This window comes from Mycobacterium sp. (assembly GCF_039583785.1).
In the GTDB taxonomy this organism is placed as follows: domain Bacteria; phylum Actinomycetota; class Actinomycetes; order Mycobacteriales; family Mycobacteriaceae; genus Mycobacterium.
This window is the reverse complement of the sequence record NZ_JAVKSG010000050.1, coordinates 1-26,222: the sequence shown is the minus strand read 5'-3', so window position 1 is coordinate 26,222 and position 26,222 is coordinate 1. Positions and strand designations below refer to the sequence as shown.

Below are 26,222 nucleotides of genomic sequence, written 5' to 3'. Positions count from 1 at the left end.
CGGATCCGACCCAACCATCCTCACCCTCGGCGCCCGTACCCCATCCGAACGTGGTCACCCTGAATGCCCGGCAACACTCTCCGAGCATCTGAAATGCGGTGTCGACTACACCGGCCTCGATTATGTGGTGTGCAACGAAGCCGGGCAGCTACACCACCCAGACACGCTGTCCACGATGCGAGCCAACACCGTCACCGCGGCCGGTGCGCCCCGCATCCGGCCCCACGACGCACGGCATTAGGCCAAACGCGCGGGCCGACGGCGCGGAGTTTGGCGCGAGTTGTGACAATCCGCGACGATGTTGCCGTCGCTTGACACCAAACGAACTCGTTTCGCCGGCCGTGAGTGCGCCCGAAGGGATTCGAACCCCCAACCTTCTGATCCGTAGTCAGATGCTCTATCCGTTGAGCTACGGGCGCCAGTGTTCAGTTGTGTCGTGTCGTGTCGTGTCGACCCGCTTCGCCCGGCTTACGCCGCGCTCGCGATCGCCACGTGGCGGAGGCGAGAGGATTTGAACCTCCGGTCCCCGGTAAGGGGGACAACTCATTAGCAGTGAGTCCCATTCGGCCGCTCTGGCACGCCTCCCTGGACCGTCTGAGGGTACCGGACGCAAACTGACTCCCGGAACCGCCGCGGAGCACAGCGTACACAGGCCGGACATATGCTGTCGAAATGACTGCTCGCCTTCGACCCGAAATGGCCGAGCTGCCTGTCTACGTCCCCGGCAAGACAGTCCCGGGCGCGATCAAACTGGCCAGCAACGAGACCGTGCACGGCCCGCTGCCCAGCGTCCGCGCGGCCATCGAGCGGGCAACGGACGCCATCAACCGGTACCCGGACAACGGCTGCGTCGAGCTCAAATCAGCGTTGGCCAAGCATCTGAACTCCGGCCGGGTCGCCCACGGTGGCGGCTGGGGTCCGGAACACATCGCCGTCGGCTGCGGGTCGGTGAGTCTGTGCCAGCAGCTCGTCCAGATCACGTCGACAGCGGGCGACGAGGTTTTGTTCGGCTGGCGCAGCTTCGAGATCTACCCACTACAGGTCCGGCTGGCCGGTGCCACGGCCGTCCAAATCCCGCTCACCGAACACACTTTCGACCTGCACGCAATGTTGGCCGCCGTCACCGACCGGACCCGGCTGATCTTGGTCTGCAACCCCAACAACCCCACCTCGACTGTGGTCGCTCCGGACGCGCTGACCCGATTCGTCGAGGCGGTGCCGTCGCACATCGTGATCGCGATCGACGAGGCCTACGTCGAATACATCCGTGACGGTCTGCTTCCCGACAGTCTCGCCCTGGTGCGTGAGCACAGCAATGTCGTTGTGCTGCGGACATTTTCGAAGGCGTACGGTCTGGCCGGGTTGCGAGTGGGGTACGCGGCCGCGCACCCAGGCCTGATTACCGCGCTGGACAAGGCCTACGTGCCCTTCACAGTGTCCAGCATCACGCAGGCGGCGGCGATCGCCTCGCTGGACGCGGCCGACGAACTGCTGGTCCGCACCGATGCGGTGGTCGCCGAGCGCACCCGGGTGAGCGACGCGTTGCGCGGCGACGGATTCACCGTTCCGTCGTCGCAGACGAATTTCGTGTGGCTGCCATTGGGTGCGCGCACACTGGACTTCGTCGAGCAGGCCGCAAGCGCGCAGATCGTGGTCCGGCCGTTCGGCCGCGACGGTGTCCGGGTGAGCATCGGTGCGCCCGAAGAGAACGACGCGCTGCTGAAATTCGCCGAGAACTGGGTTTAGCGCGGCGACGATGCGGGCCGGGAAGCGGGCCAATGGGAGCCGGGCAATGGGATCAAAGGAGATCGTGATGGGTGAGACGTTGGCGCGCAGGAGGTTTGACGCGTTCAGGCAACGTGGTGGCACCATTGCCGATGCAGAGCTCGACGACTATTGGGCCAGCCTGCCGCCGGCGACTGTCGACGGCATGCTCGGCGAGTGGAAGGGCGGCGAGTTCATTAACGGCCACCGAATGAACGGTCAGCTGGAGAAATCGCGGTGGTTCGGCAAGACAGGGATATCTATTGGAGTGCCCGGGATATGCACGGAAGGCCAGGCAGTGCGGTGCGGGGCCGTCATATGGTCATGCTCTAGTGCGTCGCCATGCCCGGAGGCGATATCGGCAGCACCGAAGAGTGATTCGCTGCCGGGGTCGTAGTAGTGGCTGTGGTCGCTGGCCAGTCCCGGAACCTCCGCTTTGAAGCGGGTCGAACCGAAGCCGTCGATGTACGGGTCCGCCCCCAGCGCACCGGGGATTCCACCCAGATACGACACCGGGTCGCCGGACGCACCCCCCACGTATACACAACCGCCCGGTTGCAGGTGGAAATCGCCGGCATTGCGGGCCATATCGGTACCGGGACAGCCAACGAGAACCAGGTCGTTGGCGTGCATACCGCAGCCGGCCGCAGCGTCAGCGACCGTCTTCGAACCGTACGAGTGCCCGATCACCGTGACATGAGTGGGCGTGCCATCATCGTGAGTGGTGTTGAGAGCGTTGACATCTAAGGCCAGCAATGCACCGCACTGGTGCGCCAGCCCAGTCTGCGCGACGCGGGCGTCGGTGAGGCCGTCGGGTGCTTCATAGCCCATCCATGCGATCACCGACGTAGGCCGTGAGCGATCGGCGTTGGACGTCTCGTGATCCACGTGGGCCGCGTCATCGCTGCTGAGCCAACCCTCTTTGACACTGTGGCTGGTCCCGGGTACCACCACAACGGTATTGGCGGCTTTGTCGGGGTGTCCGATCGCGATCGCCGCACCCCCGTTGCCGTCGAACGCGCAGGGGTTGGCAGCTGCTGGCGAGATACTCAGCGATAGTGAGCCTATGTGTGTGTTAGTGAGTAGCCTGGTGGGGTGAACCTCACGGAGTGGGCGTGGTCTTAGGGTGTGCATCCGCAGACCGCGTATCGCTGGTTTCGGTAGGGATCGCTGCCGGTGGCGGCGGTGCGGGTGAATCAGCGCTCCGTGTTGGTGAACCCGGATGCCGGCGAGGTCAACGGAACTTGTAACGGTGGTGTGGGCTTGTGCTCGGGGTGGACCTTAACGACGGCCACTTGGCCGTCGGTGTGCTCGACAACGCGCAGACCAGCGGCTGTGCGGTGGTGGTGGTGGTGGTGGTGGTGGAAAACCTCGACTTCGCTGACGCGCGAGCCACCGGCCGAGACACTCTTGGCCGCGGGAAACGCGGAAAGCGGCTGCGCCGCACCATCGCCGGTATCCCCACCCGCCGGTTCCGGGACCGACTCATCGGCATGGCCGCCCGGCGCGGTCTGGCGGTGATCGGTGTGGACCCGGCCTACACCAGCAGGTGGGGCCGCCAGCACTGGCGTAAACCCTTACAACAACCGACATCCGACCCGGCCACTGTCACCGTGCATCACGGGGCCGCGGCCGCGATCGGCAGACGTGGACTCGGCAAGCCGATCAGGCGTCGGCCGGCAGGACCCCGCACCCAACAGAGGATGCGTGCGGGCACTCCACCGGCCAGACCTGACCAGCCACCGACACCCACCCGACGGTGCCGTAGTCCTGGCTCACCGCCACGCCCACAACGACGACGAGGCGCGCCGGTCCACCAGACAACACCCACCATCAGCGGCCAGAAACGTTCGGGCCGAACAGGACTCACTCCTGCTCAGTAATCAGGAACGGTCGTACACATACAGGAAGTTCGGGGCGTAGTTCGTGTCCTTGCTGCCGCCGTGATCGAGGCCCTTCTTGACTTGGTCGGCATTCGTATAGCGCGTCACGTCGCTCGGAATCAGCCCGTAGTTCTCCGGATGAGCCTTCACCTCGTCGACGCTGACGTGGTGACTTGCGGCTGCCTGATTGACGCGGTCGAGGTCCTGCTGCATGACGGCCTTGTTCGCCGGTACTGCGGTTCGCGACGGGAATTCCGTTGAGGTTACCCAACTTATCGGGGTGATCGCGCAGCATCTAATCCCGCTGCGCCGGTGTCAGCGAATCCCACCACCGCTTGACCTACTTGGGATCTTTGCCGTCAGGTATCTGCGGTTCCGGGGTCTTCTTCTTCGGATCGGGATCCCCTGCGTCCATGCCGCCTTTTGGGCCGTCGCCGAGCTTTTTGTATTCATCGCCGATATCGCGGATGCGGCCGCCGATGGCGTTGAGGTCGCCGTTGGTCTGCTTGACGACGTCGGCGACATCGCCGATGCCCTTGCGCGCGATCGGCAACAACTGTTGTTCACGATCGTCGCTCGCCGGCACCGCCGAGGCCGCGTCGAGCACCCACTGCTTGACTTCGTCCAGGTTCTGCCGGCCCGCGACCACCACCGCCGCAGAGCGGTCTATTTCCGCACCCAGTCGCTGATCCAGCTCGGCCATCTGCCCCAACACCCGGCCCTGCTTGCTGTTGGCCTCGGTGTAGGAATCGGCGGCTGCGCCCGTCCAGCGTGCCCCGGGTGCCGCGGCGGCCACCGTGGTCTGCATCTGCCGCAACTGAGAGCCGTTGTCGAACGGAGCGCCGTCCTGCGGGGTGCCCTGGCCCAACGTGTCGCGCGCGTTCGACCACGTCGACATAAAGGCGTCGATGGCACCCACGCAGCCAACCCTTCCGCGGCTCAATCTGAAAAGTCAACAACAGCAGGCAAAGTCATACCACCGCGCCGCCCATCCCTGGCCCCGACGTGCTCCGCGCCAGTATCACGTGTTCCCCAGGAGCCTTGCCGGGGGCTGCGCCGTCACCGGTCCGGGCCTCACCATCGCCTCCGGACAGGGTTGTGCCAGGGACATCGTCCGTCGACGCTGCAGCGGATACCGCGCCGGCCGGCACGGCACCGGCCTTGGCGGCTTGGCCGACGGCCTGGGCGATGCTGTTGGCGGCCGCGCCGGCGGCGCTGGAGAAACCGCTGCCGAGCGACGAGGCGCCGCTGCCGAGGCCTGACGTCATCGGCCCGATCACGCCGCCAAGCGTTCCGGCCGCGTCCTTGCCCGCGCCGGTGAACGCACCCGCGAGGTCCGTCATGCTGCTGCCGCCGGGACCCGACGTGCCGCCGCGGGCGGGTGCCGCGGTCCCATCGACGGCATCTGCCGCCGACCGCAGTTGACTGGCTGCGCCGTCATCGACTCCGTCGTAGGCGTGCGCAGCTTGGCGTAGGGAATCCGCCAGCGCCCGGCCGGCCTCGGACAGCGAGGTTCGCGCACCAGAGCGAGCGTCGATCGCCCCGTTCAGTGCGTTGTGCATTCCCGACGCAATCGCGCCGTGGCTCAACGCGACCGAGACAGTGTAGGAGGCCGGATCGATCACGCGGGACATCTCGGCAGCCACATCTGAATGCGTCTGGGCGAATGAGCGCAGACCTTCGCTTTCGGTATAGAGATTGTCTTGGCTCATCGTGCACCTCATTTCCACGGCGGCGTATGCCCTACACAGAAGTCTAAGTCCGCCCGCAGCGGGGCGATGCGCCGATTTTGGCTAGCCGAATTCGTCGGCGATCTCCGCGAACGCCGCGTCGAGGGTTTCCCAGTCGGCGTGAATCGAGGCTGTCGCTTTGGCCGACGCGTTGCGCAACGCCTCGTTCAGTCGCTGCGCAACGTTCTCAGAGCCGTACCGCAGCAAGCCTTCGTTGATGAATACGTCGGTGAGCCAATGATGTCCGTTGAGCGTGACCTCGACAGTCTCGGCTTCGTCTGTGGCAGTGAACTTTTCGGACTTCATTTTGTGCAGTTGATCATCCATGATCGACAGCAAACGTTGCGCCTGCTGCAGCACCGCAGCGACCTCGGGATGCATCTCGGTCACTTCGAGCCACCCGAGTCCTTGCCGTCCTGCACGTCACGGCGTTTGCGGTGACCGATGACCCCTTCGGTCCATTCGCGCTCTTCCTTGTACAACTCTTCCTCGGGGGACAGCCCAGGGGTGCGGCGCTTTTCTTTGCCACCCTGACCGTGGCCGCCCTGGCCTCCTATCGGCGCACCGCCGCCACCTCCAGCCGCCCCGGCCGGCGCCGTCAGCCCGGCGTGGCCGGCTTCGGCGCCATGTGCTGCAGCACCGCGCGAGGGGGCGACCGCCGATCCGGTCACCGAGGGTTGCAGCGGTCCGGCGCCGCCGCCGGCGCCGCCGCCGTGCCCTCCGGTTGACGCCGGCTTGAGGCTTGGGCCCTTGGGCAGATGCGGAGAGGCATTCGCTGCGGCAGGCATGCCGCCCGGCACCCCGCCGCCGGAACCACCGGACGGGCTACCGCCTTGCGAGCCAGAGCCACCGCTGGGCGAGCCGGCACTCTGTGCGGCCGTCGGTTGTTGTTGCGGCGCAGAATGTTGCGGGGTGCCAGCAGATACCGGCGTCGACGGGAAAGCGCTACCGCCCGGCGCTCCCCCACCACCGGGAGTGCCTGTTAAAGGAGCCACCATCTGCTGGACGTCGGGGATGTCGTCTAGACCGGGAATGGCCCGTCGGCGTGGATCTCCGTTGGTGTAAACCGGTGTCGCAAGCAAACCGTCAACCGGTTCGGGCGGTTGCACAGGGTCGATGGTGGCAGCGGACTCGTACTGCGCGCGAACATGTTCGGACTCCGCGTACTGCTTGAGCAGGCCCTCCATGATGCTTTGCTTCTGATCGTCGTCGGCGGTCTCCAACTGCTTTTTCAGGGTCATCCACTGCTCGTAGACAGGGGTGTGCGCGTCCCGCGCGCTCCGGTGCGCCTCTTTGATCTTGTCCGCCTGGCTCGCCAGTTGTTGCCATGAACTCGCCATGCCCTCGAGCCATCCGCCGAACTGGTTGAAACGGCTGTAGGCGCCTTCCGCGGCAGCGCCTTCCCAGTTGCGGATTCGGACGTGAAAAGACTCGGCAGCTGACTGAAGTTCGTCACCGGTGTTTCGCCAGAATTCGGCAACGTGCTGCAGGGCTGCTCCTTGATCGCCGTTCCTCAAAGGGTCTTCGATCACCTCCGGGTCGCCGGGGGCATGGCCGACCTTTCCGAGTGCGCTCGGTGCGCTCGGATGGGCGGGTTTGGGAATCGAGCAGTCGTCTATTCTGACGGGTCCGTTGGATATCGGATTGCCGGAATTGATCTCGGCCTGCGCGCGTAAATCGACTTCGTCGTAGGCCTTCGCGACGTGATACAGGGACTCCGCGAGGCGTTTGCCTTCGGTAGCGCCCCAGTTCTGGTACTCCCACAGCGAACGCGCGAGATTGACCAGGTTGGTGACGGCGTCCATGGATGTCGTGAGCGCGGATGGCGGGGTAATCGGTGACTCGTCAGCCGGCGTAGCCCATTTGATCCCGTTGATCTCGTCGGCCTTGGCTCGCAGGTCGCTGGTGTCGACCCTAAGGTTATCGCCCATGACTGCTCCTTCGGGCTACCCGAAACCGCAAGTTGCCGTTCACTTTTCCAGCGCCCACTGGTAGCGGCTTTCCTCGCGCGGCTGGATCATCCGGATCGGCAACTGGCGGTGCCGAGGTGTGTCTATGAAGTTGTGCCGCAGTATCACTCGGCCGACTCCGCGCTGGGGACCGAGGTAGGTCGTCGCGTTGGGCCAGACAACTTTGTTCGTCTGTCCGATGCGCCCGTTGACGAAGTTGACGAACTCGGCGAATCGCGGTTCGAGGGTGACGACCGCGCCAGCTGCTGCCGAGCGAACGACGAATTGGGTGAACAGCGCAGCGTCACCAAGATTCACGCTCGTATCGACGTCGTCGAACGGCATGTAGACGGGATATCGGTCTGAGGTCTCGCCGACAAGTACCCCTGCCGACCCGATCGGAAGGTGATGGTGGCGGTCGCTCACCGGGGTATGACCAAGCAGAGCCGCGCGTTGGCCACCGAATAGACACGAGAAGCCCCGTGGCGTCGTCGGCTGGGACAGCGTGGTCAGCAAAACCGTGGACTGCGGTGCCGATCCCGGAACGAGACGAGTCCGGGTTATCGTGTGGTCGGCGCGGGCGGACCACCAGACATCAGGGCCACCCGGCGCAATGTAGGCGGCCGTAAATGCACTGCGGCCCTTGATCGCTGACCACGTCTCGTGTTCGAAGCTGATCTCAGTGGCCTGGTCGAAACTTTCCAGGCTGCGCGCGCAGCGGGCATCGATCCCGTGGCTGGCCAACTCGTCGGCGATACGCGTCGTCGAGGCGACCAGATACCGGGCCAGCCCGGCAACACCCACGTCGCGACGGTGGGCCGACTTGCGCGCGGTTTCCGGATCGGCGCGCAACACAATCCACGTCCGCCGGTTCGCCGGCGCCGGGTAGGGGCCGATTACCTGCTGGTAAAGCCCGACGAGGTTGGCCGGCGCGGTCTTGCCGAGCCGGTAGCCCGCCGACACGACGTCGGCCACCAGATCGGGACAGTGCGCTGTGATCAGTTGCTCGACCAACCGGGTGTCGACGACGTCGTCGGTGTGCGCCTCCCCGTTGACGATGACCGTGGGTGTGAAGGGTCTCGGAATCAGTTCGATAATCGCGACCAGGTGATCGTCGTGCCAGCGAACGGCGACGTGATCGCCGGGCAGCACTGTTGCTCCGACCGCCGGCGCCGAGGGAGCGGGGGGAGCGGTGCTCCGCCGTCGACGCCACGAGGTGAAGGCGTGTGCCCATCCACTCAGTCGCCGGTTGCGTACCGTGACGACAGCCGCGAGAACTATCAGCACGGCCAGGGTGATACCGATCCACGGGTACGCCGTCCGCATGGATACCGCCACGCATGCCGGCGCGAGCGCTCCGGCGACCATCGTGTGGCCGGTGGACAACTGAAGTCCCACAACCTTGTTCACCGTCGACTCAACGCCCGCCTAGTGAGCGCCGCGATGCCCAGCGCGAGCGCCAAGGCCAGCCCGGTCACGGCGACCATGGTGATCGGCCCGCGGTCGGGGGGCGGGATGTATACCGGCGGTGGGACTTTCCTGACGTCGAACTGTACGGTCTTGGGGCCTGCCGGTAGATCCCACGTCAGTGCCGCGACTGGATCGACGACTCCGGCCCCGACGACGTCGTCGACACCGCCGCCCGGGTGGCGCGCTGTCGCGGTGAGTCGGTTGATAATCTGCGCCGCAGTCAGCTCGGGGAATCGCTGACGGAGCAGGGCGGCGATACCGGAGACGTATGCCGCCGAAAACGACGTTCCAGCAATGGGAATGGGGCCGTCCTGGCCTTGCAGTGCGTTGACGGGCTCGCCGTTGTATCCCAGCGCGATGATGTTGTCGCCGGGTGCCGCGGCCCCTACCCACGGGCCGTGCATGGAGAAGTTGCTGGGCAGCGCGTCCTGGCCGAAGCTGGCGATGGTCAAGACCAGTGGGTCGTACCAGGCCGGCGTCACGATGGTCTGTACTTCTTGCCAGCCGCGCGGGTCATTGGGTTTCGACGCATCTGGCGGCGGATTCTGGGTGCAGTCCGAGCCGGTGTTGCCTGCCGCGACGATGACCACGACGTTTTTGACGTTGACGGCGTAATTGACGGCCGCCCCGAGCGTGGATTCGTCGACCGGCCGGGTCACCTTGACGCAGGCCGCTTCGCTGACGTTGATGACGTTGGCGCCGATATTCGCCGCGTGCACGATCGCGCGGGCCAGGCTGCGGATCGATCCGGCCGTCTGGGTGCTGTTGGGATCGTTGGGGTCGACATGTGCGCCGACGGGCTGGAAAGCTTCGGAGGCCTGGCGCAATGACAGCAGGCGCGCGTCGGGTGCGACGCCGACGAAGGCGTCGGTCGGGGCCGGTCTGCCCGCGATGATCGACGCGGTCAACGTGCCGTGAGCGTCGCAATCGGAAAGGCCGTTGCCGCCCTTGTCGACGAAGTCCCCGCCGGGTTCGGCCGGCACCCGCGGTGACGCGTTGACGCCGGTGTCGATCACCGCGACCGTCACCCCCGCTCCGGTGGCGAACTTCTGCGCCTCCGCGATGTGCAGGTAGTTGTTGGCCCACGGCGGGTCGGCGAAGTTGGCGTTCGGAAACGAGGTCGGCGCCGAGCAGACCCGGCGCTGTTCGGTCGGTTGATCGGGTCCAAGTTCGTCATGCGGCATCGCATCCGAGTTGATCACTGGAGGCGCGATCGCCAGCGCGGGCGGCGCGCTGAGCAGCACCAGCGCCGCCGCCAGCATCAAGGCCAGACGGCGCACCATCGACCACACCCCTTCCGATCGGCGTCACGTCAGCGAGCCCACCACAAACGACAAACTGCGGACCGTCAGGTGAGAGCAACGTATTCGCTCCCTCGAGGCGGTACGCAGGCTACGGACAATCTTATGGCTGTTTGAGGCCCGCCCGGTTCGCTTTTTCTGCACTCCCCGCGGGCACGCGACGGCGCCGGCGCGCACGCAGCGCTAGAGGTTGCGGCCCGGGTCGTCGCCCTCGGCGGAACGGTGCGGCGGCTCAAGCGTCAGCGGCGGGACCGGAGTCAGGCCCTGGCGAACGTCCGGCCCGGCCTGTGCGCCGGCGGAACCGTGCCCGTCGCGGTCAGAATCGTGGCGCGTTTCGGGCTGCGGCTGCGCCGCCCGCTCTTCGTCCCGCTCTTGCTGCTGCGAGCCGCCGATACCCGCGAGGCCCTGCCCGCCTCCGCCGGCCGCTCCGACGCCACCTTGCCCGCCGGGCGACCCCTCGTGGCCACCGTGACCTTGGAACGCCTGCATCATCGGCTGCATGAGCTGACCGAACTGGCTGCCCACCTGGCCGAACATCTGGGTCGGCGCGCCGGCCACCTCGCCCAATTGCCCTGCCTGGCCGCCCATTTGACCCAACATCTGGACGATCTGCATGACGCCCTGGGTGCCGGAATCCTCGGAATTGGCATACATCGCGTTAGCGGCGGTCAGCTTGCCGGAGAACATCGTCTCCTTGCCCTGCAGCGCTGCGACGTTTGCCTCCATCTGGGCCGATAGCGTCGGCAGCGCCGCGGAGATCATCGAGCTCATCGGGTCTGCACCGGGTGGAAGGCTCGGTATCGGAGGTAGCTGGACGGAGCTCGGCTCCCAGCCAGGATTGCCAGTCTTCTTCATCGGATCACCAACCATGGCTCACCTTCCCTCTATGCGAGTCGTCCGTCAGTGCAAGCGATGCGAAAGCCATGTCACCAGTCCTCGTCGACGTCGTCTTCGGCAAGGTCGTGATCCAAGGGCGTCGGGACAGCCAGAGCCGCTCGAGTGCCGCCACTGGATTCGCGGTGACCTGCCATCCCGGCCCCGCCCATGCCGCCCGTGCCTCCGCCGGCCGCCACCGGCGCGGAACCGGCGATGGCCGTCTTGCCCGCCACCGCACCTTCTTCGACAGACGCAGGAGACACCACGCTGTATTTGCCTACGAGCTTTCCCATCAACGGGGTGCGCGGGGAGCTGCCGCCAGCGCCGGGCACTGAGCCGCCGCGGCCGAGACCGCTCCCCGCTCCCGCACCGTGGCCGCCTGCCGCAGGGTGGTTGCTGAACGCCGCAAACGGCGACGCCTGCGAGCCTGCGCCGCCCTTGCCGAACATCGACGAAATCTGCTGCAGCGGTTGCATCAGCTGCTGTAAACCCTGGCCGCCACCGAGCGACTTGCCAAGCTGCTGCGGCATCTGCCCGAGCTGGCTCAGCATCTGCGTCACCTGCTGTGGGCCCTGGCTACCGGCGTCCTGCGCCGCTTTCGCTATCTGTCCGACGCCGGGGTCCCCGCCGGGCGGAATCGGTATCGCGGCCGGATTGACGTTCGGTGCGCCCAAACTGGCCGCCAGTTCGCTGGTGCCTTCCATCACGTCGGCCATATTCTGCGACTGGCCGAACTTGATCATGCTTTGCAGCAGCTCTTCCTTGTTCTGGATCGGTGCCGCCTCGATCATTTCGCAGGCGTGCTGAATCTCTTGCGCCGTAGCGTTGACCATGGCTTTGGCCTTGGTCACTGAGGCCTCCATGGCTCGCAGCTTGAGCGCGATAGCCGAGGCCTCGGCGGCATTGATCTGATGCCCTCCGACAATGGTGCCGGCCTCAGCCAGCGCTGCTGTCGCCCCAGCGCCTTCCCAGTCGCCTTGTATCTGGGTCACGCGGCCTTGCAGTTGGGGCACGATCACTCCGGTGAGGTGCGCAGCGAGCTGCTCGTAGGCCTCTGCCGCAGCTGAAAGCGCTTCTTCGTCGATGTCGGGCCAGCCGGGACCCATCAAGGTCTGCGACCCGTACGGGCTCTGATCGCGTGGCACTCCCACGACACGACCCCTCTCCGCACGCGCTCGTACGCTGGCCAAACTTTACTGCGCTTCCCGCATACCGGTTGACACAATTTGTCCTGCGGGCCAGACCACGTCGGATAGGAGCAAAGAAATCGCCGATTTACGTGCGTGGGTGCCGTAACACCGCCTGCGCGGCCCGCGTCAATGGCGCAGGAACCCGCTATTCGACCACGAGGCGTAACCAACGGTTCACGCCGCGGAGCGCGGCCCGATCTGGCAAACGGGCAGGTGAAATACCGTCGTGGGGACTGGCGTCGCGTCGTTCTCGCGCCGGGCCAATAGCGCGGCATTGTCGGCCAATTGCCGCGAGCTGATCTCGCCCGCGGCGATCCGGCGCAGGGCGGCATGCGCTTGCGCCAGCTGCTCACGCTTGCGGTACTGGCCGCCAGGCAGTTTCACGCCGGCCCAGACCCCGTACTCCTCGCGGTTCTCGACCGCATACTGTGCGCACAGTCGCTGCTGAGCCAGCGGGCATCGGCGCAGGCACTGCAGCCGAGCCTCGGTAGCAGACTGCTCGTAGGCACGCGCCTTGGCTGCGCCGTCGCCGCTGTCGTCGTCGGCGTAGCCGAACCACATCTCCGGGTTGACTGAACACGGGTTACCCATCGGAGCTCCTCCTTGGCATCGAAACGGATATGAAAACATATACACATCCCGTGAGTTTCCGCAAGGGAAGTGATAAGCAAACGTATATAGCCAGGAAGGCGGGTAGCGCTGTGTAGTATCCGCATATGGCCGGAGCGCTGCGGTGAGCCGCGAGTCGGCGGGAGCGGTTATCCGGGAGCTACGCGAATCGCGCAACTGGTCGCTGGCCGACTTCGCCTCGGTTACCGGGGTGAGCATCATGGGTTTGAGCTACCTGGAGCGCGGTGCCCGTAAGCCGCACAAAAGCACAGTTCAAAAGGTTGAAAATGGGCTCGGTCTGCCAACTGGCACGTATTCGCGGCTCGTCGTGGCGGCCGACTCGGCTGCCGAACTCGAGCGCCTGACCGCCGCGCCGCCACCCCGGCCGACGCCCGCACGGACCGACGGGCCGATCGTGGTCGTCCGGCACAATACGGACACCGAAGTGCTGGAGAGCTACGCCGAGGCCCACCTGGATTCGATCAAATCGGCGATCGAGCGGGCACCGGTGAAAACCTCAAACGAATATGAGACGTATATTCTCTCTGTGATCGAACAGTGCGTGAAGGCCGAGATGCTGGCCGCTAACTCCTGGCGCCTGGCCGTCAACGCCGACGCCGAATCTGCGGGACGCCTCATGCGGCATCTCGAGGGATTGGAAGCCATCCGCGGCGGACTCCTCGAACGCGTGCCGATGAGCCTGAGCGCGCGTCTGGATCGGGCCTGCACCCAATCCCCGCTGCCGGAGGCGGTGATCGCGGCACTGCTCGGGGTCAGCGCCGCCGAAATGTGGGACATCCGCAACCGAGGTGTCATCCCGCCGGGCGCTCTCCCCCGGGTCCGGGCATTCGCCGAACTGGCCGACCAGACGCCGGGGGAGCGGCGATGACTGACGACTTGGCGGCCCTGCGCCGTGCACACGAACTGTTTGCCGGTACTACCCGGGTGCCGTCGTTCGGCGCCAGGCTGGCGCCGTATGACGAACTGCTGGCGCGTGCCGCAGCACCTAATAATGCCGGGGGACAGGCGCTCTACCGAGCAGCGGCCGATCGTAGCCGCGACGACCTGCGGTCGGCGGCCGCCGTCGACGCCACGGTGGCCGCCACCGCACACGAAGCGCACCGCGATCACGCCAATGCCCACGCGTTGACCAAAAGCGTTCTCGACGAGGCACATGCCGATAGTGCTGTGCCGGACAATCCCATCGCGCAGCGCGAGGCGATCCGGCGTCGGGTCGCGCGGCTGCGCGCCCAGCGGGCGCACGTGCTTGCCGCGCGCCGCAAGTCCGGGAAGCATCGTTCGAGATGGCGGGCGACGCGCTATCGAATGCCGCAGCACCGGGTGCGGTTGCCTGCGCCGAACACGCGTGCTGGCATCGCGGTGCGCGCCGCGCTGTCGCGGCTCGGCCGACCCTACGTGTGGGGAGCGACCGGCCCCGACCAATTCGACTGCTCGGGACTTACCCAGTGGTCCTACGCCCGAGCCGGAATTCACCTGGACCGCACCACATATCAGCAGATTTACGACGGGGTGCCGGTGCCACGTTCGCAGGTGCGTCCGGGCGATCTGGTGTTCCCGACGGCGGGTCACGTGCAGCTCGCCATCGGTAACAACCTGGTCGTCGAGGCACCCCACTCCGGGGCTACCGTGCGGATCAGTCCACTCGGCACCGGTGTGCAGATCCGGCGTCCACTGGGATAGCGACGATGGCTGGCGAACACGGACAGGGAACGCCCGCGCAGGCTGGCGGCCCGATCGACGCGATCGGGCCGCGGCAGGCGGCGTTGTCGGCACGCCACGCGGCGTCCGTCGAGGCCGACCGGGCTCTCGCCGAAGCGCTCGCCAGCGCGCATGTGGTGACGGTGCAGAGCATCCGGCGCCTTGATGCCATCGCGGCCGAGATCGACGGCGCGGTAGCCAATCAGGGCGCGCTCGCGCTCGATACGGCGATGGGCGCCCGTGAATTCCAGAAGTTCTTGATCGCCAAGCAACAGGAAATCTCGGCGGTGGTGTCGCGGGCCCGCGACGTCGACGCCCAGACGCGGGCCGCCCTGGACACCTTGCGTGCGAACTACACGTCGCCCGCCGGCTAGCCCCGGGGAATCGCGGCAGCTATCCACAACCGTGAATTGTCGGCGCCGACACCCCTGGCTACTGTCGCCACCATGTTCGGGCAGCAGAGCAATGACATCGCCTGACGACGGGTCCGCCTCCGATCACCAGGAGGGCGACGCGGCAGACGCCATCAGGCGCGCGGAAGCTGCTCTGGCGCATCAGAATTCGACGACAGCTCAGGTCGATCTGGAAGTCGTGTCCGCGATCTTGAACGCGCATCAGAAAGTCGCGTCCGGCCGAGATGCGTTGAACACGTTGCAACGCGACATCGAGCAAGCAGTGGCGACCCGATCGGATCTGGACACCCCGGCCGGGGCGCGCGACTTCCAGCGGTATCTGATCGGCAAACTGCGAGACATCCACGCCGTGGTCGCCGGTGCGAGCCTGGACGACACGTCGAACTCGGCCCTGATGGCCGCCTGGACGTCGCTGTACAACTCGGCCCAACCCGGCCCCGATGCAGCCGACCAGCCCACCTCGAGCGGCGTGCCCGTGGCACCGCCGATGGCCCCGGCCGCCCAAACTCAGCCAGCGGCAACGGAATCCGAGCTCGAACCCTATCTCGACGCAATGCCGGAGGATGATCTCGGCATGCCGTCCGAGGGCGCGCCGGCGCGGGCGTCATCGGCGCCGGTGCCCGCAGCGATGCCCGGCATTCCTTCCTTCGGCGGGGGAGGCCTGCCCGGCGGCTCCGGGTTCGGCGTGCCGGCAGGATTCTCGCTGCCGAATTCTGCGCCGGCGGGCCATGACGACATCGACGCCGCGTCCCCGGCCACCGAAGACGCCGAGGACCGGACGGACGCCGACGAGGATGAACCCCAGCGGGCCGGTCACGAGCACACCGAACCCGCGTCCGGTCCGACAACGGTGACGCTGCCCGACGGCGAAACGCTGACCGCTTCGAGCCCGCAGCTGGCCGCCGTCATCGAAGCCGCCGCGCGCGGAACTCCCATCGCGGAGGCTTTCCAGCAGCAGGGAATGACCCTCCCACCACCGGGTACCGCGGTCAGCGACCCGGTCGACCCGTCGCAGCTTGCACCCGGGGACATCGGCATGTTCACCGACCGGCACGCCCTGGCACTCGGCCCGGGTCGGGCGCTGGTGAACGGCCAGATCCAGCACATCTCTACCGTGAACGGCCCCGACTTCCTAGGCTGGGAGCACCCTCCGGCACCGGTCGACGCGCCCGCCCCGGACGCACCCGACCCGCCGGCCCCCACCAGACCGGCGGTCGCCGAGCGAACCGAGACAGCGTAGAAATAGTCCGGCTGGCGCCGGAACGTCAGAAGGAGAACACCAATGGCAGATCGAATCCACGTGGTGCCGGCCAAGTTGCGTGAAGCTGCCGGCCACCATCAACAGACATCGGACTATCTTCGAACCCTCCCAGACGTACACGAGGCAATTCAGCGAAGCCTCGATTCGCTGGGCCCGATCTTCGGCGACCTGAGGGAGGCCGGAAGAGAACTACTGGAGCAGCGACGACTCTGCTACGAGCAACAAGCCGACAACCATGCAGACATCGCCGACGACCTGACAAAATCGGCCGCCAGGTGGGAACAGCACGAGGCCGAAGCCGCCCGGAAATTCGACCGCATCTCCGACGGCGGTCGATGACAGAGGCCGATCCCGCGTTCGACACCGTACATCCGAGCGGGCACATCCTGGTCCGCTCCTGCCGTGGCGGCTATGTGCACAGCGTCACCCTGACTGAGGCAGCGATGCATACCGACGCCGAGAGCCTGACCGAAGGCATCCTGCTGACCGCCGACGTGTCCTACCTCAAGGCGGCGATGGAGGTTCGCGGCGAGATCGTCGCCGCCGGGTACACCCCGTCAGCCGAGGTTCCCACCGCCGACGATCTCGACATCGCGATCGAAAGACTGGTCGCACACGAATTGCCGGGCCGCGACGACGCGGCCGAATGACTAGCGGATCCAGGTCTGGACGGCGGTACGATCCGGGACGATGTCGGTGGGCGGTTCGACGGGGTTGTCGCCGAACAACTCTCGCGCCCGATCGAGCAACGCACGCACTTCATTCAACTGCTGCTGAAGCCCTGAATCCACCACGCGTTCACGCTACCCAGACGGCGTTATTCGCACAATTCACCCACATTTCTCGACCGTCAATCAGCGCAGTTGTCGAGCCGCCGGGGGCGGTAGGCTTGGCCGGTGGCAATCTTCGGACGGAATTCGGCGCGTCAGCGCCTCCGACGAGCTGCCCAGGAATCGCTGAAGATCCCGGCGTTCACGCCACCCGTCGATGCCACACCATGGATAACGGGCGGTCTTTGGCCTGTGGAGCTGTCCATGGTGACGGCCGAGACGGCACCACTTGTCAGACACCTGAAAGCCGACTTGCAGCGGATCGTCAATTCGGCAAACGAAGAACTCACCCACATTCGGTGCGCGGGATTGGTGGATTCCACGCGACAGGGAGAAGAAGCCCGCGTCATCAATGAAGCGCGCGCCTTCGCGGTGCGTCGGGTCGAGTCGACAGTTCGTCATCTTCACGACATGAAGTCGAACTCGCCGACCGGACACCGGAGCGTTAACGGTTTCGGCGAGACCGAGAACACCACACGATTCAAACATGTTCCGCCGCGCCAAGATCGCGAGTGGGTCACCGTCACACCCACTGCTGACGTGACCGTACCGGTGACCCCGGCCGCGCCACCGAAACCGAAGCCGGAGCCGTCGGCGCCGAAGCACGCGTTGGACTCCGACGACACCGATGTGCTCGAGGAGTTGGCGACGCTCTTGCAGGAGATCGCGCCGCTGGCAGAGCCGCCGGTCGATGCACCACCCCCGCGGGCTCCGGAGCCGCCGGTCGCGGAGATGACGAGCCGCCATGCCAAGCCCGGTGAATCGGAAAGCGAACGGCTGGAACGGCTGCTTAAGTTCGTGGCTCGGCAGGAACCCGGCTTGCGCTGGGCCGTCGGCGTCCGCGAAGACGGCAGCACGCTGCTGGTCACCGACCTGGCCCACGGCTGGGTGCCGCCGGGGATCACCCTGCCCAACGAGGTACGGCTGCTGGAGCCGGGTCGGCGCAACGGCACTGCGGCGGCGCTGCTCGGGCAGACCGCTCTGCTGGCGACATACGCGCCGGGCGATCCGCTTGGCTGGGCCACCGACTACGAGGTCACCGACACGTCGTCGAAACCCCGCGAACTGCCCGCGGTCGACGACCTGGGTTGGGTGCTGGGGGAGGCGACGCACTGGCGCGACGGCCTGCCGCGGATGGTGAATACGCTGGCCAGGGCAGGCGCCACCGGAACGGGAATCGTCGATACCGAGATCGACGTGTTGCGCGTCTACCTCGATACGTCGCGGTACCAACTGCTGGCGCAGTACCCGGACGTCGACCCCGGGCAGCTGCTGAATTGCCTACTGCTGGCGGCCACCGAAGGCATCGCCACCAAGAACGCGGTCAGCGCGAACTACCATTTCGCCTGGTTCCAAGTGCTCAGTTCTGCGCCGCCCGGCAACTGGAAGGCCGGCCCGTGACAGACCGCCGTGATTTAGTCCGCGGCCGATGAATTGACGCTGGTCACAAGGGGTCGAGATACTGCAGTGATGCCGGGACCGGATAGTCGCGCGCAGCTCAGCGACAAGGATCTCGTCGAGTCGGTTCTGCGTGAATTGAACGAGGCCGCCGACAAGTGGGAGGCACTCGTCGGACAAGCCGAGTCCGTCACCTACAGCGTGGATCTCGGCGATATCCAGGCCGTCGCGAATGCCGACGGCAGGCTCGTCGAATTGACGTTGCACCCGAGCGTGATGTCCGGCTACCCGCACGGAGAACTTGCCGACCGGTTGAACCTCGCTGTCGCCGCGCTGCGCGAGGAGGCCGAGGCCGAAAATCAGGCCCGGTACGGCGGAGCGTTGCAGTGACGGGTAACTCGTTGCCGAGCACCATCTTCAGGCATCAGGCGGATCAGCCGCCGAAAGGATTTTGACGTGCCACTCAATCTCTCCAACCGCGACCAGAACTCGGGGCACCTGTTCTACAACCGCAGGCTGAAAGCAGCGATCACCCGGTTCTCGGTGCGGATGAAGCACGACGACCGCAAACAGCAAGCGGCAGTAGCGTTGTCGATGGTCTTCGTACTGATCGGCGTCGGCTGGATGGCGCTGCTGCACGTGATGAAGCCCGCGGGCTTGGTCGGGCAGTCCGCGATCGTCGGCAACCGCGACACCGGTGCGGTCTACGCGAAAATCAACGGTCGGCTGTACCCCGCACTGAATCTGACCTCCGCCCGGTTGGCCGTCGGCCACGCCGCAGCCGTCGCCTGGGTGAAGGCGTCTGAGATCGCCAAATATCCGGCCGGACCGATGATCGGAATCCCTGGCATACCAGACGAGCTCACCGTTGCGCCGGCGTCGACGTCGGCCTGGGCGGTCTGCGATACCGCACCGGCCCGTGGTGCCGGGGCACCGCTGGTGACGTCGATCGCGGGGGCCCTCGAACAAGGGGGCCGGGCCGCTCCGATGCCTAGCACGGATGCGGTGTTGGCGACGCACATCGGAGCGACCTACGTGATCTGGGGCGGGCAACGGTCAGAAGTCGACCCGGCCGACCGGGCGGTGACGTTCAACCTGGGCCTGGACCCCGGCGTGACGTATCCGATCGAAATGTCCAACGCGTTGTTCGACGCCTTGCCGTCAACGGAACCCCTTGTGATTCCGGCGATTCCGGAGTCAGGGACGCCATCGACGTTGCTGCCCGGCTCGACGGTGGGAAACGTGCTGGAGACCCGCGATGCCAACGGCAACGTGACCGGTTTCTATGTGCTGCTCCCGGACGGCGTTCAGAAAATCACCAGCTTCGTGGCCGATCTGCTCCGAACCGCCAACTCGCACGGATCTGTCACGCCGACGCTGGTGGCGCCGGACAGACTGGTCCGGGTCCCGGTGGTCGAGAGACTCAATGTCGACTTCTACCCGTCCGGCAAGCTGAATTTCGTTGACAAGAACGCCAATCCGGTGACTTGCGTCGCATGGCAGAAACAGTCCAGCGACCCGCAAGCCGCGATCGCGGTGTTCAGCGGACGGGGCCTGCCAGTCCCGATCGGAATGGACGGCCGACTGGTCCACTTGGTGCGCGACGACCGCCACGCCGAGTCGGTGGAGGCGGACCAGACATTGGTGTCGCCGGGGGCCGCGAATTTCGTGGCCATCACGAGTGGCGTCGCCACGGCGCAAAGCCGTGAAAGTCTGTATTGGATTTCGCCCCAAGGTGTCCGGTTCGGCGTTCAGTGGGACGACAAGACGCTGCAGGCACTCGGACTGGATCCGCGCAGCGCCGCCCAGGCCCCCTGGCCGATAGTCCGCACGTTCGCGGCGGGGCCGGCCATCAGCCGGGACAGCGCCCTGCTGGCGCACGACACGATCAACGGCGGCGGCGCGGTTGCGTCAATCCCGGAAGCCAACCAACAAGTCGGAGGTTAGGCATGTCCAAACGCGGTTTTGTGCGTGGTGCACGCAAACCCGCGCCGGTGGTGCCTCCGGTACGGGTCGCGGTCGCGCCGCCCTTGGCGCTGCCGGAACGCGAGCCGCGCAACATCCTGTTGATGATTGCATTGCCGGCCCTGCTCGTTGGGATCATCGGCACCTTGATGGTGATGTACACCTCCGGAGTCCGGTCGCTGCAGTCGGGATTCTTCCCGATGATGGGCCTGGCGGGATTCGGCGCGTTGATGTTCAGCGGACGCTTCGGCCGAGGCCGGCGGATCTCTTGGGGCGAACAGGAAAAGCAGCGGCGGGTTTATCTACGCCAGCTCGACGAGGACCGCGACGAGGTCCAGCGCGCCGCTCAGGACCAACGACGCAACCAGCTCTTCCTGCACGGCGACCCGCAGAACCTGGACACCGTGATCGGCGGCCCGCGAATGTGGGAGCGCCGCCCCGGCGACGCGGACTTTCTCGATGTCCGCCTCGGCATCGGGGTGCAGCAAGCCAGCGACTCAGCGGTCTCCCTGCAGTGGCCGGAGGTGCCGATCGGCGAAGAGCTCGAGCCGGTGACCGGTGGTGCCTTGCGGGACTTCATTCTCGAGCAGAGCAAGATCCGCGGCATCGGCAAGGTGCTGAGCCTGCGGGCCAAGCCGGGATTCAGCTTCACTGCAGGCGATCTCGTCGAGCTGCACAATGTCGCACGCTCGATCCTGTGTTCGTTGGCGGTCTACCACAGCCCGAACGACGTCAAGGTCATGGTGGTCACCCGCCATCCCGAGTTGTGGTCGTGGCTGGTGTGGCTGCCGCACAACCAGCACGACGAGATGTTCGACGCCTGCGGTTTACGTCGGTTGGTGTTCATCACGCCCACCGACTTAGAAGAAGCGCTCGATGCCGAGCTGCATCGCAAGGGCCGCGGACCATGGTCACCATCGGTTGGGACAAGCCCGACATCCATGCCCTCGGCGATGGAAGTGCCGGGATTGACCCTCGGCCCGCACTGGGTGATCGTCGACGACAACGTCGGGACTCCGGAGCAATGGGAGAGCGTTACCGGGCAGAAAGGTATGGCTGGAATCACGCTGCTGCGGTTGGCAACTCGATCCGGCGTCGGGGTCGGCTTCCTCGACGACGACCAGCGGTTCGAGCTACGAGAAGGCCGGCTCTATCACCGCGGCGCGTTCTACGCGGTGCCCGACATGCTCGCCGATTCGACTGCCAGTCGGTACGCCCGAGCCCTGGCGCGCTGGTCACCGATGACCGGTGACGACCTGTCCGAAACCGACAGCCAGGGCGCCGAGTTGTTACGGGCGCTGGGCATCAGTGACCCCCGGCAACTCGACGTCGACCGGTTGTGGGCTGACAGTCGCGGACGCGGTGACGCGAAGTGGGCGATGGTGCCGGTGGGTGTCAAGCCAGGCGGTGAGCTGCAGTACGTGATCTTCCGCGCAAAAGATTTCGGCGGCTTCGGTTTTCACTCCGTCGTAATCGGAACGTCGGGATCGGGTAAGTCGGAGTTCTTCCTGTCGCTGGCCAACGGGATCGCGCTGACGCACTCGCCCGAGACCTTCGCGGTGATCTTCGTCGACATGAAGTTCGAATCGGCCGCCCAGGACTTGGAAGGACTCCCCCACGTCGCCGGCTCGCTGTCCAACCTCGGCAAAGACGACCGCCATCTCGCAGAGCGGATGCGTAAAGCGATCAACGGCGAAATCGCCAGGCGCTATCGCCTCTTCAAGGAGGCTGGTGCGCGTGACGCCAACGAGTACGAAGAGATGCGGCTCGCCGGACGAGATCTGGAGCCGGTGCCTGTGCTGCTAGTCATCATCGACGAATACCTGGAGCTGTTCCACCACCATCAGGAGTGGATACAGCTGGTCATCCACATCGGTCAGGAAGGCCGAGGCTGCAACGTGTTCTTCACACTCGGCGGCCAGCGATTGGACCTGTCATCGTTGAGTAAAGCCAAGAGCAACATCGCCTTCCGGGTGGCACTGCGTGCCGAGACCGCCGAGGATTCCCGCGACGTGATCGGCAGCGACGCGGCGTTACACCTGCCGTCGAAGGAGAACGGCTACGCGCTTCTCAAAGTGGGTCCGCGCGACCTGGAGCCGTTCCGGTGCTTTTACCTGTCCGCGCCGTTCGTGTTGCCCAAGAAAGCCGTCACGGTCGGCACCACGGTCGACGTCAGCTTTTCCCAGCCCCGGCCGCTCACCTGGGAGTACCAACCACTCAGCGACGAGGACAACGCAGCATTGGCGGTGGCCGAAGCGCCCGAGGAACCCGACGAGTACCTGTTCCACACCGATGGCTTCCGAAAGAAGAAACTGCTCGACGTCATCCGCGAGTCGCTGATCTCGCATCCCGCCCGGCTTCCGCATCAAATTTGGCTTCCGCCACTGGAAGTCAGTGAGCAGGTGGACGCACTGGTGGCCTATTGGCGCGACCAGCCCTGGCACGTCGACTACGGCCACAACCCCGGATTGGTGCTGCCTTACGCGATCGTGGACATTCCGGAGGATCACGAGCAGCGGGTACACGTCATCGACGCCGAGGTGGACAACATCATGGTGGTCGGGACCGCGCAGCGCGGAAAATCCACCACCTTGATGACCCTGATCACCTCAGCGGCCCTGATGTACCGACCGGAGCGGGTCACGTTCTTCTGCATCGGCGCCGCGCTGTATCCGGTCGAGGAATATCCCCATGTGGCTGGAGTGGTCAGCCTGAACGACACCGAAGGGGTGTCGCGCACCATCGCCACGATCGAGGGTGTGATCCGTGCGCGGGAGGCGTCGTTCAAGCGGTATCAGATCGACATCTCCGAGTTCCGTGAGCGGCGCTTCGGCGCGGTCGGCGGCGGGGGAACCGATCCGGAGGACAAGTTCGGTGACGTGTTCCTTGTCATCGACAACTATGGTGACCTCTACGACAAAGATTCAGCGATCGGCGACCGAGCGATATCCTTTGCACGCCAAGGATTGTCCTACGGCATTCACGTGATGACCAGCGCTACCGCGTGGTTTGTCGGTCAGAAGCAGGGCTTGCTCAACGTCTCCAACGCGCGAATTCAGCTGCGCCTGAGCAACCCCGACGAGTCGCAGATGGGCAATTCGCTGGAACAGCGCCGGGCAGCGCGAAACACGTTGGACAGGCCGGGCTTTGGTCTGACCAGAGACGGTCACGAGTTGTTGGTCGGAGTGCCCGAGGTGACCGGCAGCAAGGGTGAACGAGTGGGGACGCGGGCCATCGGCCCGCTCATCGCCCACCTCACCGGCACCGGCAAGGTCGAACGCCTGTCGCGCCTGCCCGCCCGGGTGTCGCTCAGCGCGATCGTGGCCGGCTTCGCCGGCTCGCCCGGCACCCAGGATCCGCTGAACATCCCATTCGCAATCGGGGAGAGCGGTCTACAGCCGGTGGCGCTGCCGACCCGAGCACTGCCGCACGTGTTGGTCGTGGGCCGCCAATTGTGCGGCAAGACAACAACACTCGCGGCGTTTGGTCGAGTCATCACCGAGCGGTTCACCCCCGAGCAGGCTCAGATCACCATCATCGACCCCAAGACCACGCTGATCGGGCAGATCCGGGGCCCCCATGTGCGGGCCTACGCCTACACGGCCGACGACATCGACATCGTGATCAGAGAGCTGGTGGGTCTGCTGCAGGACCGGCTTCCGCCGTCGGGTCTGACTCAGGAAGAGCTGCTGGATTTCAAACCCTGGGACGGCGCGCGGCAGTTCCTGCTGATCGACGACGAGCACGAACTCCGACCGCACAATCAAGCCATCCGCCCCGCAGCAACAGCGCCGCTGTGGGGATTGATCGAGCGAAGCCGTGAGATTGGTCTGCACGTCATCGCCTCGCGCCTGCCCGGTAACTGGGCAGCTCAGGTCGTGATGAACCCGTTCATCCAAAAGCTGACCGGATCTCGTTCGCCGACCCTGTTCATGGACAACGATCCGGCGAACGTGAAGGTGTTCGGCCGGACAAGCGCTCAGCAACTAGCACCCGGGCGTGGACTGCTGGTGACCACCGAAGGAGACATCGAAGGGGTTCTGGTCGGAAGCCCGGATTAGAAAGTCCTGACTCGGCAGCGCAGCCTGGTCAATTAAACTCAGAGGGCACACATTCGCTTCAGAGGTAATCCGCGGACAGACCTGGGAGGCACCATGACAAGCGGATTCGGCGTAATTCCAGCCGCAGTCAATTCATCGGCGGCTACCGAGACGGGGATCGGCGCCGAAATGGCGGCCACCACAGCGGCCGGTGCAGCGGCGCTGACCGGTGTGACCCCGATGGCGGCCGACGCCGATTCGGCGGCCTTTGCGATCGCGTTGAACGCAACCGGGGCGTCCTATCTGGCGGCGATGTCGGAGAACGTCCAGCAGCGGACAGGATTCGCGGGAGCGCAATCGTTGGCGTCGACGACATACCAAGCCATGGACGCGATCCACGGCACCGCGCTGGGCTAGTCGACCCAGCATGCCGGGCGATCCACGCTGGACCGGGCCACCAGAGACCGTCGCGGCGATCTTTGAGGCCGGTTCTGCGGCTGCGGTCGTCGCCAACAACATGGTCTGGGTGACCGAGACATCCCATCACGAGGTGGCGGCGGGCGTTTCGAGCGCCAACACTGCGGCGACGATGGCGTCGTGGGCGGGCCTGGGTTCTGCTGCGTCGACCGCAGCCGTGAACGGCCTCAACGTCGGATTGCACACCGCGGCCGGGTGGACTGCGCACAAGATTGGCGTCACCCAAGGTGCGGTGGACGCCTTTACCACGGCGCGGTCATCGGTCATTCCGTCGACGGTCAGCCAGTCGAACCGGGCCAGGCGCGAGGCGATGGACAAGGTCAACCCGAGCGTCCTGTGGTCCTTCACCCCGGCGATCGCGCAGCACGACCTCGAGTACTTCGGCGAGCACTGGCCACACAACTCGACGATCGGCATGGGTTACTCGACGGCGTTGGGCGGATTCACCGCCGCGCTGGGAACGCCGCCTCCGCTGGCGCCCGAGGGGGCTTCGCCCGCGGCGCCGGCCGCTGCGGGGGAGGCGTTGAGTCAGGCTGCGAGCAGCACCGCAGCGCAGGACGGGATCAGCCTGTCGAATCAGGCTGCTCAGGCGGCCGGACAGGCGCCCGTCTCGGCGACCGGCGGCGCCACCGAACAGATCAGCTCTTTTTTAGGACCGTTACAGGAGGCGGCATCGGGTGCGATGCAGCCGGCCGCCCAGTTCCTCCAGGCTCCGACGCAGGGGCTGCAGAGCTTCAGTAGCCTGCCGTCGACGCTAATGGGCGCGTTCGGCGGGATGTTCTCCTCGGCGTCGGGGCCGCCGGCAGCCGAAATCGCTTCCCTGGCTGGGCCACTCGGTTCCGGCGGCGTCGCGGCGGGAGGCATCGGTGCGGGGGCGGCCGGCGCGGCGGGAGGGTTGGGCGCCGTTTCCGGCGCGGGCCTGACCAGCTACACGCGGCCCACCAGCACGTTCGAGCCGGAAAGCGGGGGACGGCCAATGAGCCTGCGGACCGTCGCTGCGACACCCGGCCCGACCACGTCAATGGGGGGCGGGCTGCCGATGGCGCCGCTGGCCGCGCGGGGCAACAGCGAGGAATCCAACCAGCAGGCCGCTGTGGCACACGCCCGGATCGTGGTCGCCGGCGATCCCGGGCGAGGCTGAATAGCCCCGTCGTCGTGCGCTCACAGCACGTCCTCCGGGTTCGAGAGTGGTCAATGGATGATAGTTGCGTCCAAAGAGTTGCGGTTCAGCAGTTTCAAGAAGTGGGAGCCAGAGCGCACAAACGGGTTTCGGGAGCAATGATCAAAACCTGTGGATGAGCCTCGGCGAGGTGGCGTGAAAGTGGGCGCACCCTCCCGGGGATGATC

25 protein-coding genes, 2 tRNA genes and 3 pseudogenes are annotated in these 26,222 nt (G+C 65.9%); 16 read left to right on the top strand and 14 right to left on the bottom strand.

Annotated elements, in window-relative coordinates; translation table 11 throughout:
* Positions 1-241 (top strand): annotated as a pseudogene (locus tag ABDV69_RS14980) (hypothetical protein); the annotation flags it as partial.
* Positions 242-346: 105 nt separating this feature from the next.
* On the opposite strand, the gene ABDV69_RS14975 reads toward ABDV69_RS14980, so the two are convergent.
* A tRNA-Arg gene (locus ABDV69_RS14975) sits at positions 347-419 on the bottom strand.
* Positions 420-493: 74 nt separating this feature from the next.
* Positions 494-585: transfer RNA gene (locus ABDV69_RS14970), tRNA-Ser, on the bottom strand.
* Between the two features lie 87 nt (positions 586-672).
* Between ABDV69_RS14970 and ABDV69_RS14965 the strand changes: the two genes are divergently transcribed.
* Both ABDV69_RS14965 and ABDV69_RS14960 read left to right on the top strand, forming a co-directional pair.
* Entirely contained in the window at positions 673-1,746 is a 1,074-nt protein-coding gene (locus tag ABDV69_RS14965; RefSeq protein WP_343575689.1) for a pyridoxal phosphate-dependent aminotransferase, read from the top strand.
* Between the two features lie 67 nt (positions 1,747-1,813).
* Positions 1,814-2,017, top strand: a pseudogene (locus ABDV69_RS14960) (GXWXG domain-containing protein); the annotation flags it as partial.
* On the opposite strand, the pseudogene ABDV69_RS14955 reads toward ABDV69_RS14960, so the two are convergent.
* A pseudogene (locus tag ABDV69_RS14955) lies at positions 1,984-2,799 on the bottom strand (alpha/beta hydrolase); the annotation flags it as partial. The pseudogenes ABDV69_RS14960 and ABDV69_RS14955 sit on opposite strands and share 34 nt — an antisense overlap.
* A 230-nt stretch (positions 2,800-3,029) precedes the next feature.
* On the opposite strand from ABDV69_RS14955, the gene ABDV69_RS14950 reads away from it, so the two are divergent.
* On the top strand, positions 3,030-3,647 hold the full coding sequence (locus tag ABDV69_RS14950) for a hypothetical protein (RefSeq protein ID WP_343575686.1): 618 nt from the start codon (positions 3,030-3,032) through the stop codon (positions 3,645-3,647).
* Here ABDV69_RS14950 and ABDV69_RS14945 read toward each other — a convergent pair whose 3' ends face one another.
* The 10 genes from ABDV69_RS14945 to ABDV69_RS14900 form a co-directional block, all read right to left on the bottom strand.
* Positions 3,648-3,860 carry a hypothetical protein gene (locus ABDV69_RS14945; RefSeq protein ID WP_343575683.1) on the bottom strand — a complete coding sequence of 71 codons (213 nt, stop codon included), beginning with the start codon at positions 3,858-3,860 and terminating at the stop codon, positions 3,648-3,650.
* Positions 3,861-3,987: 127 nt separating this feature from the next.
* Complete coding sequence (locus ABDV69_RS14940; protein WP_343575681.1) at positions 3,988-4,566, bottom strand: EspA/EspE family type VII secretion system effector; 579 nt, start codon at positions 4,564-4,566, stop codon at positions 3,988-3,990.
* Positions 4,567-4,618: 52 nt separating this feature from the next.
* Positions 4,619-5,359, bottom strand: a complete 741-nt coding sequence (locus ABDV69_RS14935) for a type VII secretion target (protein WP_343575679.1) — start codon at positions 5,357-5,359, stop codon at positions 4,619-4,621.
* A gap of 81 nt (positions 5,360-5,440) precedes the next feature.
* Positions 5,441-5,758, bottom strand: coding sequence for a YbaB/EbfC family nucleoid-associated protein (locus tag ABDV69_RS14930; RefSeq protein ID WP_343575695.1), 318 nt, complete (start codon positions 5,756-5,758; stop codon positions 5,441-5,443).
* A gap of 5 nt (positions 5,759-5,763) precedes the next feature.
* Positions 5,764-7,308 carry a PPE domain-containing protein gene (locus tag ABDV69_RS14925; RefSeq protein WP_343575676.1) on the bottom strand — a complete coding sequence of 515 codons (1,545 nt, stop codon included), beginning with the start codon at positions 7,306-7,308 and terminating at the stop codon, positions 5,764-5,766.
* A 39-nt stretch (positions 7,309-7,347) separates the two neighbouring features.
* Positions 7,348-8,694 (bottom strand): type VII secretion protein EccE, encoded by a 1,347-nt coding sequence (gene eccE, locus ABDV69_RS14920; RefSeq protein ID WP_343575692.1) that lies wholly within the window; start codon positions 8,692-8,694, stop codon positions 7,348-7,350.
* Between the two features lie 38 nt (positions 8,695-8,732).
* Positions 8,733-10,079: a type VII secretion-associated serine protease mycosin gene (gene mycP / locus ABDV69_RS14915; protein ID WP_343575674.1), complete on the bottom strand. Its 1,347-nt coding sequence runs from the start codon at positions 10,077-10,079 to the stop codon at positions 8,733-8,735.
* A 201-nt stretch (positions 10,080-10,280) separates the two neighbouring features.
* Positions 10,281-10,868, bottom strand: coding sequence for a hypothetical protein (locus ABDV69_RS14910; protein WP_343575672.1), 588 nt, complete (start codon positions 10,866-10,868; stop codon positions 10,281-10,283).
* 155 nt (positions 10,869-11,023) lie between these two features.
* Positions 11,024-12,124, bottom strand: coding sequence for a hypothetical protein (locus tag ABDV69_RS14905; protein ID WP_343575669.1), 1,101 nt, complete (start codon positions 12,122-12,124; stop codon positions 11,024-11,026).
* Between the two features lie 213 nt (positions 12,125-12,337).
* Positions 12,338-12,754 (bottom strand): WhiB family transcriptional regulator, encoded by a 417-nt coding sequence (locus ABDV69_RS14900; protein ID WP_343575667.1) that lies wholly within the window; start codon positions 12,752-12,754, stop codon positions 12,338-12,340.
* Between the two features lie 142 nt (positions 12,755-12,896).
* Between ABDV69_RS14900 and ABDV69_RS14895 the strand changes: the two genes are divergently transcribed.
* From ABDV69_RS14895 to ABDV69_RS14870, 6 genes are all read left to right on the top strand, one after another.
* Positions 12,897-13,661, top strand: a complete 765-nt coding sequence (locus ABDV69_RS14895; protein WP_343575664.1) for a helix-turn-helix domain-containing protein — start codon at positions 12,897-12,899, stop codon at positions 13,659-13,661.
* On the top strand, positions 13,658-14,473 hold the full coding sequence (locus tag ABDV69_RS14890; protein ID WP_343575663.1) for a C40 family peptidase: 816 nt from the start codon (positions 13,658-13,660) through the stop codon (positions 14,471-14,473). The genes ABDV69_RS14895 and ABDV69_RS14890 overlap by 4 nt, the downstream gene beginning before the upstream one ends.
* Before the next feature lie 5 nt (positions 14,474-14,478).
* Positions 14,479-14,865: a DUF4226 domain-containing protein gene (locus tag ABDV69_RS14885; protein ID WP_343575661.1), complete on the top strand. Its 387-nt coding sequence runs from the start codon at positions 14,479-14,481 to the stop codon at positions 14,863-14,865.
* A gap of 91 nt (positions 14,866-14,956) precedes the next feature.
* Complete coding sequence (locus ABDV69_RS14880) at positions 14,957-16,144, top strand: DUF4226 domain-containing protein (protein ID WP_343575659.1); 1,188 nt, start codon at positions 14,957-14,959, stop codon at positions 16,142-16,144.
* Positions 16,145-16,186: 42 nt separating this feature from the next.
* Positions 16,187-16,504, top strand: coding sequence for an ESX-1 secretion-associated protein (locus ABDV69_RS14875; protein ID WP_343575657.1), 318 nt, complete (start codon positions 16,187-16,189; stop codon positions 16,502-16,504).
* Positions 16,501-16,815, top strand: a complete 315-nt coding sequence (locus ABDV69_RS14870) for a DUF2694 family protein (protein ID WP_343575655.1) — start codon at positions 16,501-16,503, stop codon at positions 16,813-16,815. The genes ABDV69_RS14875 and ABDV69_RS14870 overlap by 4 nt, the downstream gene beginning before the upstream one ends.
* On the opposite strand, the gene ABDV69_RS14865 is transcribed toward ABDV69_RS14870, so the two are convergent.
* On the bottom strand, positions 16,816-16,959 hold the full coding sequence (locus ABDV69_RS14865) for a hypothetical protein (RefSeq protein WP_343575654.1): 144 nt from the start codon (positions 16,957-16,959) through the stop codon (positions 16,816-16,818).
* A gap of 102 nt (positions 16,960-17,061) precedes the next feature.
* Between ABDV69_RS14865 and ABDV69_RS14860 the strand changes: the two genes are divergently transcribed.
* The 6 genes from ABDV69_RS14860 to ABDV69_RS14835 all read left to right on the top strand — a co-directional run bounded on the left by ABDV69_RS14860 (position 17,062) and on the right by ABDV69_RS14835 (position 26,016).
* Entirely contained in the window at positions 17,062-18,396 is a 1,335-nt protein-coding gene (locus tag ABDV69_RS14860) for a DUF5631 domain-containing protein (RefSeq protein WP_343575652.1), read from the top strand.
* 66 nt (positions 18,397-18,462) lie between these two features.
* Positions 18,463-18,783 (top strand): DUF2710 family protein, encoded by a 321-nt coding sequence (locus tag ABDV69_RS14855; RefSeq protein WP_343575650.1) that lies wholly within the window; start codon positions 18,463-18,465, stop codon positions 18,781-18,783.
* A 66-nt stretch (positions 18,784-18,849) separates the two neighbouring features.
* Positions 18,850-20,340, top strand: a complete 1,491-nt coding sequence (eccB, locus tag ABDV69_RS14850) for a type VII secretion protein EccB (RefSeq protein WP_343575649.1) — start codon at positions 18,850-18,852, stop codon at positions 20,338-20,340.
* 2 nt (positions 20,341-20,342) lie between these two features.
* Positions 20,343-24,419, top strand: coding sequence for a type VII secretion protein EccCa (gene eccCa / locus ABDV69_RS14845; RefSeq protein WP_343575647.1), 4,077 nt, complete (start codon positions 20,343-20,345; stop codon positions 24,417-24,419).
* A 93-nt stretch (positions 24,420-24,512) separates the two neighbouring features.
* Positions 24,513-24,815 (top strand): PE domain-containing protein, encoded by a 303-nt coding sequence (locus ABDV69_RS14840; RefSeq protein ID WP_343575644.1) that lies wholly within the window; start codon positions 24,513-24,515, stop codon positions 24,813-24,815.
* A gap of 10 nt (positions 24,816-24,825) precedes the next feature.
* The gene (locus ABDV69_RS14835; protein ID WP_343575641.1) at positions 24,826-26,016 is read left to right on the top strand and encodes a PPE domain-containing protein; all 1,191 of its coding nucleotides are present in this window, start codon (positions 24,826-24,828) and stop codon (positions 26,014-26,016) included.
* Positions 26,017-26,222 lie beyond the last annotated feature (206 nt).